We start from the raw sequence: 12,715 nt of genomic DNA, 5'->3' as shown, positions 1-12,715 counted from the left end.
TAACGTAATGTGAGAGAGCTAATACTATGTTAAAGAAACTGTTATTTTCTTTTGTTGTGCTATCCCTATCTGCCAGCGTCTTCGCTGCCAAAAACCGTCCCGACGGTTATGTCACTATCTGTAAAATTGGTGAGACCTGTTCTGTCAGTTCTTCAACCAATGTCGCTTTCGGTGCGGCGGATTTGTTCGTCTATAAAGTGCTGAGCGGTTCATTTTCCTGTTCGGTAGCGACCTTTGGTTCCGACCCAAATCCGAACAAGTCCGTAAAAGAATGTTCGATTCCTACCGGTAGTTCAGGTGGCGGCGGCAATTCCAGTTCATCCAGCTCATCAGATTCCGGTGGCGGTTCTTCTGATGTAAGTCTGGGTGCGTCTGCGGGTAACGGTAGTGTGTCTTTGAATTGGTCTACCTCGGCCAATATCAATGCGATTGAAATTTATCGCGATACCGATTCCAATCCCAGCGGTCGTGTTCGTATTGCCAGCCTGAGCGGCAGTGCACGCAGCTACACCGCGACCGGTTTGTCGAACGGCACAACATACTGGTTCTGGGTGAAATACCGTTTGAGCGACAACAACTGGTATAACTCCAACGCGGCGTCAGGTACACCGACAGGCTCTTCCGGCGGCGGCTCCAGCAGTTCATCGGGCGGTGGTTCCGGTGGTATTACCGGTGCGTCCTGTTCCGCTAACGGCTCAACTACAGTGAACTCTACTATCCGTGTCACCAGCGGTACTTATGATGGTAGTTGCCGTGTGCATAACGGTGGCGGTGACTTAGGTGATGGCAGCCAGGATGAAGGCCAGGACCCGATATTCCGGGTGGAAAATGGTGCGACCCTGCGTAACGTGATCATTGGCAATAACGGTGCAGACGGCATTCACGTGTACAACAGCGGTAATGTAGATAACGTCACCTGGCAGAACGTCGGTGAAGATGCCTTGACCATCAAGTCATCCGGTACGGTGAATGTCACTAACATTGAAGGTTACGATGCCGGTGATAAATTCTTCCAGGTTAATGCGGCCAGCACCTTGCGCGTAAGCAACTGCATTATTCGCAACGCCGGTAAAGCACTGCGTCAAAACGGTGGAACAACGTATAAGATCGATGTGGCGTTTGATCGTTGCGATCTATCCGGTTTGAATGAAGGCGTGTTCCGCACCGACAGCTCCAGCAGCGTGGCGCGGATCACCAACAGCCGTCTGGAAAGCGGGACTACTATTTGTATCGGATTCAGTTCAGGTAATTGCAGTTCATCCGGTATTACTTACTACTAAGTTCATGCATTAACGATTTTTATTCGTCTGATTGAGCGCCGACTATGTCGGCGCTTTTTTGTGTGTATTAACTACTTTGCCCGATGGAATTCGTATTCCTCGCCCGCCGTTGTTGCCACATCCCATAAATAGCCTTCACGCACGACGGATCTTTGAGCTGTCAGGCCACTGGCAATGCGTGGTGTTTTAGTAACGGGTACCGAAAAAAACGGGTTTGGGTTATCGCCATTCGCAACGGCCAAAAGATCAGTTTTCTCCAGTGCGGTATGAACGCGCAGCCGCGCAACGCCACCCAGCTGTGAATGTAATCTCAGGTAACTCAGCTCCCCGTCTTTCCAGGCAATGTCCACCATAAAACCACCGCGCGTTACCAGGCCTTTTACTTCACCTGTTGGCCAGGCATCTGGCAAAGCAGGCAGAATGTGAATAAAACCATCGTGACTTTGCACCAGCATCTCAGCAATGCCCGCGGTCACACCAAAATTACCGTCAATTTGAAACGGCGGATGGGCGTCGAGCATATTCGCGTAGGTGCCGCCTTTTTCGGAGATAGCATCAGTTGCTTCGGTAAGATTAATTTGTTCTTGCAATAACGCGTAGGCGCGATTGCCATCGAGGAAGCGTGCCCACCAGTTGATCTTCCAGCCCATGGACCAGCCGGTTGACTTATCACCGCGATGGGCCAGGGATACTTTCGCAGCGTTTAACAACTCAGGTGTGCGGTAAGGGGAAATCTGATTACTCGGAAACAAACCATACAGGTGCGATACATGACGATGATGATCCTGCGGATCATCCCAATCTTCCAGCCACTCCTGCAATTGCCCGAAGCGACCGATCTGCATAGGCGGTAAACGGTCACGTTTGGTTTGTAGTTCCGTTGCGAATTTTTTGTCGATACCCAGCACAGCTGATGCATCAATAACCGCTGAAAATAAATCAAACACCAGTTGGTTATCCATGGTAGTACCGGCGCTGATTGATGTTGGTGTGCCTTCGCGGCGGTAAGTATTTTCCGGTGAGTTGGAGGGCACCACGACCAGCCATTGATGCGCGGGTTCCACTTGCAGGGTATCTGCAAAAAACTGCGCGGCTCCGCGCAACACCGGGTAATACTTGCGCAAAAAATCTTTATCGCCGGTAAATAAATAATGCATCCAGATATGCTGGCTTAACCAGGCTCCGCCGGTTTGCCACTGACCATAAAAGGGCGCATCCACTTGCCCGGTAATACGCCAGAGATCGGTGTTGTGATGCATCATCCAGCCGCGCGCACCATACAGTTTTTTAGCGCTGTCCTGACCCGTTACAGAAAGGTCTTCGAGCATGTCAAACAATGGTTCGTGCAACTCAGACAGTTGTGTAACTTCGGCGGGCCAGTAATTCATCTCAGTGTTGATGTTGACGGTGTACTTGCTGTCCCACGGCGGATTGGTGTGTGGGTTCCAGATACCTTGCAAGTTTGCCGGCTGGGTGCCCGGTTGCGAGCTGGAGATCAACAGATAACGACCATACTGGAAATACAACATGGCCAGATGCGGATCATCCTGGCGGGAAAAATTGGCAATGCGTTGATCGGTCGGCTGTTTTATTGCCGGTGTTTTACCGAGATCAAGCGTAACGCGATTAAAAAATTGTTGATAAAACTGTTGGTGCGTACTCCGCATCGCTGAATAAGGTTTATCGTGGGAGCGACGCAAATAATCCTCGGCCCGCGCTAAACTGTTACCACTTACATCATCATAGTGATTAAAGTTGGTGCCGACGGCGATACGAATAATGACTTCATCCGCTGCTTCAATAACCAAACCCTCGGCCGCTTTCTTTACTCGACCACCAACCACCTGTGGTTCGATCAAAGCCGTAAATTGAATCTTGCCTTCTACACCCTCATGCGCATGGCCTTGCCCCTCAATGCGTAAACGAGAGTCTTCAACATACAGCTGATGTGTTTGCGGGCTGTTAAAACCAAGGCGCGTGGAAATTTGCCCGGCATGATCTGCCGTTAAGCGGATGACCACCACCTGATCGGTAAACGAACTGAACATCTCGCGCGTAAAAGTCACGCCATTGTGGCGATAGCGAACTGTCGCCACCGCATTGGCCAAATCCAGGTCGCGATAGAAATCGGTGTACTCCGCATGATCGGGAAAATCCAGCGTCAGATTGCCCAGGGTTTGATAAGGCATGCCATCGTTAGTGGATTTAATCTTTCGATCAGCCAGAGCCTGCGCCTTTTCATATTCACCCGCGAGTAATAAGTCGGTGACTTGTGCAATTGCATCGGCAGCGGCCGGATTAACGTTATTGTTTGGACCGCCGGCCCAAATGGTGTCTTCATTTAACTGAAGCTGTTCCTGTGCCGGATTACCAAACACCATAGCACCCAAGCGGCCGTTACCAATGGGTAAGGCCTGGTTCCAATTCTGTGCCGGCTGTTTGTACCACAGGCGTAAATCGGTGGATGACGAGGGAGCATGGGTGGTTTGACAGGAGAGTGTTAACAAAGCAGCGCCGACATATAACAGCATGCCCAAGCGTGAAGAAAAAGAAGTGAAAACGGAAAGCATGATGACAATCCTGTTAGGGAACAATGATTTCAGCAACCGCACATGAGCCGCTGCACAGAGATATGCCGAGCAGTATGAGTATTATTGTAGGAATAAAAAACCGGCCCGCCTGGCGGGCCGCTAAAGTATAAATCAGGGAAGCGCGCGATAAATCAGATTACGAAACTTTACCTTGCCGGTGCCGGCGGCATAAATCGCCGGGCGCAAACTCATAAAACCGTAGGCCACGTTATGGTGATAACCGGAGACTTCCATCTGCGTATCGTATTTGTGCCAGGTTTTCCCGCGATCTGTGCTGTAGTGAATTGTTAATATATGACGATCATTGGTTACGCGTAATCGGAATTTATTCCCTGTCGGGCGTTTGGTATAGCGCTGATCCATGCCGTAGCGATGCAACAGAAAACCTTTCTCTGCAATTCCCACACCGGCGTACAGCTTATCGTTGTAAAACAACAAGGCACCGCCCAGTGCGCCCGGTTGCAATTCAATATCCACTTCAAATTGATAAGCCTGATCGCCGGCGACAAATGTCATGGGTGATGAATTGCTCGGTGAATCACCTTTCGGACTTAACTCCAGGTAAGGCCCTTGCTCATCTTTTCCGTAACGCAGGCGTTTGCTTTCGGTGACATCACCGCGAAAGAAACTCCACTGCACGCCAAATTTATTGGAGCTGAAATCATCCGATAAAGGCATGCCGTTTGCATCGGCGATACCACCAGCGGGTTTGGGAATGGGTTGGCCTACGTTGTAACCCTTGGAGCGAAACCAGCCATCATCGGTCCATTCAATTGGCTCCAGCATCGCCTGACGACCGAGTGTGTGAAAACCATTCTCGTAACCGTGATACATCATGTACCAGTCGCCCTCGGTCGGGCCTTCCACCAAGGTGGCGTGACCGCGCGACCACCATTTTTCCGCGGCGGATTCCGTGCGAATGATGGGGTTGTAGGGCGAATTTTCCCAAGGGCCGTGAACGGATTTGGCGCGCGCGGCAATCACCATGTGCCCGGTAGGCGGGCCGGCGGTGCCGCCGACAGCGGTGACCATATAAAAATAATCACCGTGCTTTAACATCTTCGGGCCTTCTTGCGCGTAACTTTCCACATCCCATTCTTCCGGATATTTCCAGCCGTCGTAGACATGCTTCATCTCACCAACGAGACTCAAGCCATCGTCTGCCAGTTGCACATAATCGCCGTGGGAGAAAAATAGATAACGTTTGCCGTCTTCACCCACCAGATGACCGGGGTCGATACGGTCCGGGTATTTTTTATCGAGATTTAAATCAATCGGGTCGGACCAGGGACCGCGAATATCATCAGCCCACACCACGTAATTGGAATTATGGCCCGGCAATTTAGCGGGAATATACACGTAGTAACGACCGTTGTGTTTGGTCAGCTCCGGCGCCCAGATGCTGCCGACATACTTGGTCAGTGCAGGGCCGACGGGTTGCCAGTTGATCATATCCTGCGAATGCCAGATGGTTAGTGCGGGATAGGATTCAAAGGTAGAAAACACCATGTAGTAGTTTTCCCCATCTTTCAAAATGCTGGGATCGGGATGGTCGCCGGCGACAATGGGATTCAAATAAGTGCCGTCACCCAAGTCCGCCTTGCGTTGACCTTCGTGGGTTGTGGCCCATGTCTGACAATGCCGCAAAAACGAAATGCCCAGATGTTCCGTACAATCTTTTTCTGACACGTGCGACGCGTATTGAGGTGTGCTATGACACGCGCTCAATACGAGTGCCAGCAGCGCATAAAGTAATAAAATGGTACGTTGATGCATGGGTCTTTCCTCTCTCTCGTGAAATAATTTTTTGTTATGGCTTTGCAAAAAAATTTACATATGACGGCTGATGATATCCATGGCAGCAATATGCCGCTCAGGCTCTTGGATGCCCTGAATTAATTTTTCCATCTCGGTGAATGCAGCATTGATCATAAACGCAGAATCCTGACGCACAGAACACAACGGATTGGGTAAGAAATCCAGCATGGTGTGGTCGTCGAAAGTGGCCAGGATCATCTCCGGCGGAACAGCGCCATGCTCCCGGCGCAACGCGTGCAGCGCGCCTTCGAATAAGGGAATGGATGAGGTTATTAATACGCTCGGTAATTCAACGTTACGTTGTAAAAATTCGGTTATTGCATCGACACCTTCGGTAAAACCGTTGCGCGGTGCATGGCAGATCTCGATCTGCTCGGCAGGAAAATCCAGCTCGGCCAGAGCGTGCTGAAAACCGTGTAGACGACCGGCAATGGATGGCATTTCCGGATTACCGGCGATAAATAAAAACCGTGTCGTGGCCGCGCGCGTCTGGCTAAAACGATAAAGTTTTTGGGTTAATGTCGCGCTGCTGCTTTCGTTGGCCGTGACCACCACCGGATACTCTGCAAAACCGAAATCGCGATCAAGCAGCACCATACGTTGCTCAAACAATTGTGCGGCTTTAGGCGGGATCTCGGCGTTGGATGGCACAACAAATAGTCCATCGATGTTGCGCTGGCGAAAATTCTGGATCAACTGCAATTGCGTCGCGGGATCGTCATAGCAACAGGAAATAAATAATTGCAGTCCCGCTGCGCGGCAGCGAATTTCCAATAGCTCCGCCAGCAGTGCAAAAAAGTGGTTCGACAGGCGCGGTACGATCAGCGCCAGAGAATCGGTACGCTGCAGGCGCAAACTGCGCGCGGTATGGTTGATCTGGTAACCGTGCTCGTCGGTGTAGCGTTTAACCCGCTCTTCGGTCTTCGCACTGATGCGGTATTGCCGGGCCTTGCCCAGCAGCACCAGCCTGACCGTGGTGACGGAAATACCCAGTTCCGCCGCGATTTCCTCAATTGTCTTGCCCATAGTCTTCACTTATCGGTTTTTTATCGACTGTTTTTAGATTAAGCCAGTGCTAACACGAATTTGCAATATGCGATAAAAAAATAAGTAGCATCTTGTATTCATAATAACCATATGATAATTTTAATGCTAACACGTATTAGCAAAAAAGATTCTGGCGCCAAAAAGGCCGCCGGGCGTGTGACCAAATAAGAATAATTCAGCCAAGCAAGACCGAGAGAACAGCCGATGACAACAACGATTCAGCCACAGTCCGGTGCCATGTCGCCATCATCTTACATTTCCCCGGCCCCCAAGCACCGGGTAGGGCTGCCTTTTCCAAGCCGTCCCGTGCCCCAGCTCGCTCGCCCTTCGGGGGCGCTAACACCGTAACGAATTTCCCGATCGCCGCCCGGCGCACGCTATCCGCATTTAGGCGGCGGCAGTTTTTTGCAAGTGCGCTGTGTGGCCGGGGATCTTTATTCAGGATGTTGTATTGACGTCGCGTCAATAGCAGGACGTACAGCAGGAAATAACAACAAGCAGGACGTAACAGCAGCAACAATAATTAAACGAGGAATCAACCATGAATAATAAAATCTTTAAACATAAATTATTAACCCTCAGCGTGTGCGCCGCTATTGCCGCCAGTGTGCATCAGGTGTCCGCACAGGAGTCAGACATTGAAGAAATTGTGGTCACCGGCAGCTTTCGCGATAGCCTGGCCAGCGCGCTGAACGTAAAACGCAACAATACGGCGGCCATCGACAGCATCGTGGCCGATGATATTGCGTCATTCCCCGATAACAACCTCGCTGAATCCATGCAGCGTGTGCCGGGTGTGAACATCACTCGCGTCGGCGGTGAAGGGCAGCAGATCAATGTGCGCGGTTTGAGTGCGGATTTTACGCGTGTGCGTATCAACGGTATGGAAACTATCTCTACCGGTTTGGGTAATCGCGGTCGCGCGTTTGATTTCAATATTTTTGCGTCTGAATTGTTCAGCCGTATCGACGTGCGCAAAAGCCAGTCGGCGGCGGTTGAAGAAGGCTCTTTGGGTGCTACGGTAGATTTATCCACCGGCAAGCCACTGGATTACGATGAATTTACCTTTGTGACCTCTGTGCAAGGTGGCTATAACGATCAGTCAGAGTCCTTTGACCCACGCGCGACAGCGTTGGTGAGTTTTACCAATGATCCCGGCACTTTTGGTGCGTTGTTTTCGGTAGCTTACTCTTCACGCGATGTTGATCAAATCGGTCATAACTCCGGTCGCTGGGAATCAAACCGCAACACCGGTGACAACCAATGGGCTAACGCCGCCGATTTGCCAGATGCTGTGAATAGTGCCGCACACCCGCGCTTTCCCCGTCAAATGGACCGCAATATTGACATTGATCGTTTAGGCTTTACCGGTTCCTTGCAATGGAAGCCGGCAGACGAAACGCTTATTACGCTTGATGCAATGTATGCCGACCTTGGTCAGGTGCAAAGCGAATATACTCTGACTCCGATTTCCCTCGCACGTACCGGTGGAACGGGCCGAATTGAAACTACCGTTAACGACTATTTTTACGATGCTGAACGCAACGGTTTGATGTATGCCGACTTGTCTGGTGTGGATGTGCGTAATGAACACTTCCGTCAGGATTGGAGCACGGAATTTCATCAAGTATCGCTGACACTTGATCATGACTTCACCGATTCACTGCGCATCAAAGCCCTTGCGGGAACTTCAGAGTCGCAACACGAAGTTCACAGTGAAACCACCGCTGTGTTCGAGCGTTACAACGCCGATATGAGTTACGACTACCGTAATAGCATGACTGATCCTGTGATCAGCTTTGGTTTCAATCCGGCTAACTCGGAGAACTATTGGGTTGCGGAACTGCGTGATCGCCCCGCAGATACCACCAATACTTTCGATACCCTGCGCGGTGAAATTGAATATGATTTCTATGTCGGCAATATTGAAATGACGCTGAACACCGGCGCCTCCTGGAAAGAATTTACTTTCGACAATAATCAATACACCCGCGACCGTGCGATCATTGATCAAGGTGACCATGAAAATCTCGCCGTGGATGTACCGGCTGGCTGTGACATTACGTTGGATGATTTACAAGTTACCAATGCGATGGGTTCGGTGTTTCAACCAACCGGTAATTCACCTGCGTTCTTCTTGCCTGACCTGAATGTGGTGACAGAGCAATATGGTTTATTTACCAATGACGCTTGCTTCCCTCTGGTTGCCAACCAGGGTGCAGATCGTTGGGTGGAAGAAGAAAGCCTTGGCTTCCACGTGCAATTGGATTTCTCTACGGATATTGCGGGCATGCCCTTCCGTGGTGATATCGGTGTGCGCGAAGTGGAAACAGATCAAACCTCCAGCGGCCTGGTCAGCGGTGCAGAACAAACTATAAAACGCAATTACAGTGATACCTTGCCCGCGTTGAACCTCGTGCTTGAACCCGTGGGTGATGTGTTGCTGCGCGCATCCTGGTCAGAGGTGATGACCCGTCCGGGGTTGGGCAGTCTGACACCGGGCGGCAGTGTGGATCGCTTCAACCGTGTTCTCACGGCAGGTAACCCCTACCTTGAACCTTTCCGTGCAGAAGCGACAGACCTTTCTGTTGAATGGTATTTTGCTGAAGAGTCGTTGATCTCTCTGGCGTATTTCGAAAAAGATATTGAATCTTTCCCGGAAAGTATTCGCGAAGATTTGACCTGGGCGGAAATTCGCGCGTTGGGTTATTCAGATAGTCTGTTGGAGCCGGGACCAGCAACTGTGGACGACATCTTTAACTACCGCACCTCTGTCAATGGAAAAGGTGGCTCGCTCGAAGGTTGGGAAGTCCAATATCAACAGCCCATCACTGTCGGGCCAGACTGGTTGCGTAACTTCGGAATCAAAGCCAACTATACCTACATTGAATCAGAACTGGACGGTGGTACGGATGAAAATGGCCAACGCATTATCACGCGTATGAACGGCCAATCCAAAATAAGTTGGAACACCACTTTGTGGTATGAAAACGAGGCGGGTTTCAGCGGTCGTGTGTCCTGGAGTTATCGCGATCCTTACCAACGTGCGACAACATCTACCGCAGGTCCCGGTGCGGATACTGCCGACGGTACGCGCGTCGTGGATGCGGCGTTTAGTTATCAGGTAAACGACAATCTGAAGCTCACGCTGGATGCACTCAATCTCACTGACGAATCAGAAACCTTGTTGCAGAGTGATTACGATTATCTGGAAACACTGGTGCTCTCCGGTCGCCAGTTCTACCTGGGTGCACAGTACACATTCTGATGTTGATCGCATTATAAAGATACTTTCTGTTCGCCGGATCACTATTCCGGCGAATTGAAAGGAGGTAAATGCTCTCCTTTTCCCCCACCACGCAAGCAGCTTAAGTGGGTTTGGGGTATGAATTTTATACCCCTTTTTTCAACGACTTCCGGGATTGGCTTATGACATCCAGCAGCAACATCAAGTCGCTCAATCGCCGTCATTTATTACGCACAGGTTTGGCCGGTGGTCTTGCGGTTAGCCTTTCACCCTTGCTTCATGCCCAGGATAAATATCCACTGGCAACAACCCGCAGTGGAAAAATTCGCGGTGTGACTGAGCATAATATTCATGTGTTTCGCGGTATTCCCTATGGCGCTGATACAAGCACACGTCGTTTTATACCTGCCTTGCAGGAAGAAAAATGGACAGATACGCGCGATACATTTTATTTTGGAGCGGCTGCGCCGCAACGCAATACGCGTGAACCCATTAGTGAAGATTGTTTGTACTTGAATGTCTGGACACCAGGACTCCGCGACGGCGCGCGGCGGCCGATTTTGTTTTACATCCACGGCGGCGGCTACAACAATGGCTCTGGTGCTGATCCGCAATACGATGGCATTAATTTGTGCCTGCGCGGCGACGTGGTGGTGATTACGGTTAACCACCGTTTAAATGCGTTTGGTTATCTCTACCTTGCGCAATTGGGCGGAAAAGAATTCGCTCATTCCGGCAATGTAGGTCAACTGGATCTTGTGCAAGCCTTGCAATGGGTTAAACAACATGCGCTGGAGTTTGGTGGTGATCCGGATAACGTCACTGTGTTTGGTCAATCCGGTGGCGGCGCCAAGATTATTACGTTGATGGCCATGCCAGCCGCCAACAATTTATTTCAGCGTGCTTTCACCATGAGCGGCCAACAAGTAACTGCCGCCGGACCGCGCGCCGCGACACAACGCGCAGAAATATTTCTCGACGTCTTGCAGTTGCCGCGCGAAAAAATCGCACGCATACAATCCTTACCGCTGGAAAAAATACTGGAAGCAACCCAGGTAAAAGATCCTTCGCGTGTAGAAAACAACCGCCTCTATTTTGGGCCGGTTCTGGATAATCAGGTATTGCTGCGTCACCCATTCTATCCCGACGCACCGGCGCAATCGCGCCACATTCCACTGGTCATTGGTAACACCAAAGACGAAACCCGCGCGTTCCTCGGGGGTGATCCGGACAACTTCAAGCTCACTTGGGAACAGCTACCACAAAAATTAATTGAGCAACAATATGTTGATCTCAACCCAGAGGTCGTGATTGCCGAATACCGGCGTTTATATCCCAAGTATTCACCCTCAGATGTATTTTTCGCCGCAACCACTGCCGGACGCTCCTGGCGTGGCGCCATCATTCAGGCGGAAGAACGCGCGCGGCAGGGCGCTCCTGCTTATGTATATCAACTCGATTGGGGCTCACCGCTCGATGATGGAAAATTCGGCGCTTTTCACACGCTGGATATTCCGCTGGTCTTCGACAACATTGTCCAACCTGGGTCGCGTACCGGCACATCCAAAGCAGCCCAAATAGTTGCGGATCAAATGAGCGAAGCGCTGCTCGCCTTTGCACGAACAGGAAATCCCAGCCACAAAGGTATTCCTGATTGGAAGCCCTACACCCTTGATAAACAGGAAACCCTGGTGTTTAACGAAAAGTCAGCGTTGGCTTTTGATCCGCGCGGCGATGAACGGAAACTCTATGAACGAGTGCCGTTCATCCAGCGCGGAACTTTTTAATTCAAAACCAAAAAAACCAACGTAAAAAAATGAGAGGAAAAGAGAGAACAACGATGTGCCAAACAATCCGACAACTGACGCCCTTGCTCCTCGTATTTCTATTATCCGCTTGTGCTGCCACGCACAAGGCAAGCTCAACCGATAATATCACCCACATCTACCTGGCCGCCGATTCCACCGTAGCCGATCACACCCTCAACGAGGACTACTGGACCAACCGCCACCCGGTCACCGGCTGGGGCCAAAAATTTCAGCCCTTTGTCAGTGAAAAAAATCTGGACGCGCTACGCCACCTGATCAAAACCGGGCACACTGACGTCATCAACAAAGCCAAAGGCGGCCGCAGCACGCGCACCTTTTTTGAAGAAGGCCGCTGGGACGAAATCTACCGCGCCCTGCAACCGGACGACCTGGTACTCATCCAATTCGGCCACAACGACGCTGCCTTGGAAAAGCACGAACGTTACGTCAACCTTACCGGTTACAAACAATACCTGCGCCTGTTTATCCAACAGACGCGCGAGAAGAAAGCATTACCGATTTTACTAACACCGGTTAACCGTAACTATCCCTGGGAGAATGGCCAGCTAGGCAATTCCCACGGCGAGTATCCGGCGGCGATGAAGGAGGTGGCGCAGGAAATGGATGTGTTGCTGATTGATCTGGGCCAGTTATCGCGGGATTTCTTTACTGAAAAAGGCCGGGATTTCGTGAGTCAAACCTATTTTATGAATCTGTCGAAAGGTGCATTTCCGGCGTACCCCAATGGTTTGAATGACAACACACATTTTCAACCGAAAGGCGCGGAAGAAATAGCCAGGCTGGTGTATGAAGGAATGAAGAGCCTGCCTGCTCATCACTAAGAATAAATTTTTTATCTAATTAAGAACCACGTTTTACCAGATGGCACAGCGGTGATTGCGGAGTACCTTGTGAGACCATCAC

General features: G+C 50.7%; 7 protein-coding genes. 4 read left to right on the top strand and 3 right to left on the bottom strand.

Annotated elements, in window-relative coordinates; genetic code table 11:
• The first annotated feature begins 26 nt into the window (after nt 1-26).
• Nucleotides 27-1,280 (top strand): pectate lyase, encoded by a 1,254-nt coding sequence (locus CBR65_RS13525; RefSeq protein ID WP_087467345.1) that lies wholly within the window; start codon nt 27-29, stop codon nt 1,278-1,280.
• A gap of 71 nt (nt 1,281-1,351) precedes the next feature.
• Here the strand turns inward: CBR65_RS13525 and CBR65_RS13520 are convergent, their stop codons facing one another.
• The 3 genes from CBR65_RS13520 to CBR65_RS13510 all read right to left on the bottom strand — a co-directional run bounded on the left by CBR65_RS13520 (nt 1,352) and on the right by CBR65_RS13510 (nt 6,715).
• The gene (locus CBR65_RS13520; RefSeq protein WP_198300740.1) at nt 1,352-3,850 is read right to left on the bottom strand and encodes a glycoside hydrolase N-terminal domain-containing protein; all 2,499 of its coding nucleotides are present in this window, start codon (nt 3,848-3,850) and stop codon (nt 1,352-1,354) included.
• A 132-nt stretch (nt 3,851-3,982) separates the two neighbouring features.
• Nucleotides 3,983-5,647: a family 43 glycosylhydrolase gene (locus tag CBR65_RS13515; RefSeq protein ID WP_087467343.1), complete on the bottom strand. Its 1,665-nt coding sequence runs from the start codon at nt 5,645-5,647 to the stop codon at nt 3,983-3,985.
• 54 nt (nt 5,648-5,701) lie between these two features.
• Nucleotides 5,702-6,715 (bottom strand): LacI family DNA-binding transcriptional regulator, encoded by a 1,014-nt coding sequence (locus tag CBR65_RS13510; protein ID WP_087467342.1) that lies wholly within the window; start codon nt 6,713-6,715, stop codon nt 5,702-5,704.
• Nucleotides 6,716-7,277: 562 nt separating this feature from the next.
• Here CBR65_RS13510 and CBR65_RS13505 point away from each other — a divergent pair.
• The 3 genes from CBR65_RS13505 (at nt 7,278) to CBR65_RS13495 (ending at nt 12,633) form a co-directional block, all read left to right on the top strand.
• Nucleotides 7,278-10,004 (top strand): TonB-dependent receptor, encoded by a 2,727-nt coding sequence (locus CBR65_RS13505; RefSeq protein WP_087467341.1) that lies wholly within the window; start codon nt 7,278-7,280, stop codon nt 10,002-10,004.
• A gap of 161 nt (nt 10,005-10,165) precedes the next feature.
• Nucleotides 10,166-11,770: a carboxylesterase/lipase family protein gene (locus tag CBR65_RS13500; protein ID WP_087467340.1), complete on the top strand. Its 1,605-nt coding sequence runs from the start codon at nt 10,166-10,168 to the stop codon at nt 11,768-11,770.
• Between the two features lie 53 nt (nt 11,771-11,823).
• Entirely contained in the window at nt 11,824-12,633 is an 810-nt protein-coding gene (locus tag CBR65_RS13495) for a rhamnogalacturonan acetylesterase (RefSeq protein WP_087467339.1), read from the top strand.
• Nucleotides 12,634-12,715: the final 82 nt, after the last annotated feature.

Origin of the sequence: Cellvibrio sp. PSBB006 (assembly GCF_002162135.1) — a bacterium.
Taxonomy (GTDB): Bacteria; Pseudomonadota; Gammaproteobacteria; order Pseudomonadales; family Cellvibrionaceae; genus Cellvibrio.
This window is presented reverse-complemented; position numbering and strand designations above follow the sequence as displayed.

Coding starts and splice junctions, on each gene's coding strand:
- CBR65_RS13515 (WP_087467343.1), bottom strand. CDS start 5,647: ATGCATCAACGTACCATTTTATTACTTTATGCGCTGCTGGCACTCGTA.
- CBR65_RS13525 (WP_087467345.1), top strand. CDS start 27: ATGTTAAAGAAACTGTTATTTTCTTTTGTTGTGCTATCCCTATCTGCC.
- CBR65_RS13500 (WP_087467340.1), top strand. CDS start 10,166: ATGACATCCAGCAGCAACATCAAGTCGCTCAATCGCCGTCATTTATTA.
- CBR65_RS13505 (WP_087467341.1), top strand. CDS start 7,278: ATGAATAATAAAATCTTTAAACATAAATTATTAACCCTCAGCGTGTGC.
- CBR65_RS13510 (WP_087467342.1), bottom strand. CDS start 6,715: ATGGGCAAGACAATTGAGGAAATCGCGGCGGAACTGGGTATTTCCGTC.
- CBR65_RS13495 (WP_087467339.1), top strand. CDS start 11,824: ATGTGCCAAACAATCCGACAACTGACGCCCTTGCTCCTCGTATTTCTA.
- CBR65_RS13520 (WP_198300740.1), bottom strand. CDS start 3,850: ATGCTTTCCGTTTTCACTTCTTTTTCTTCACGCTTGGGCATGCTGTTA.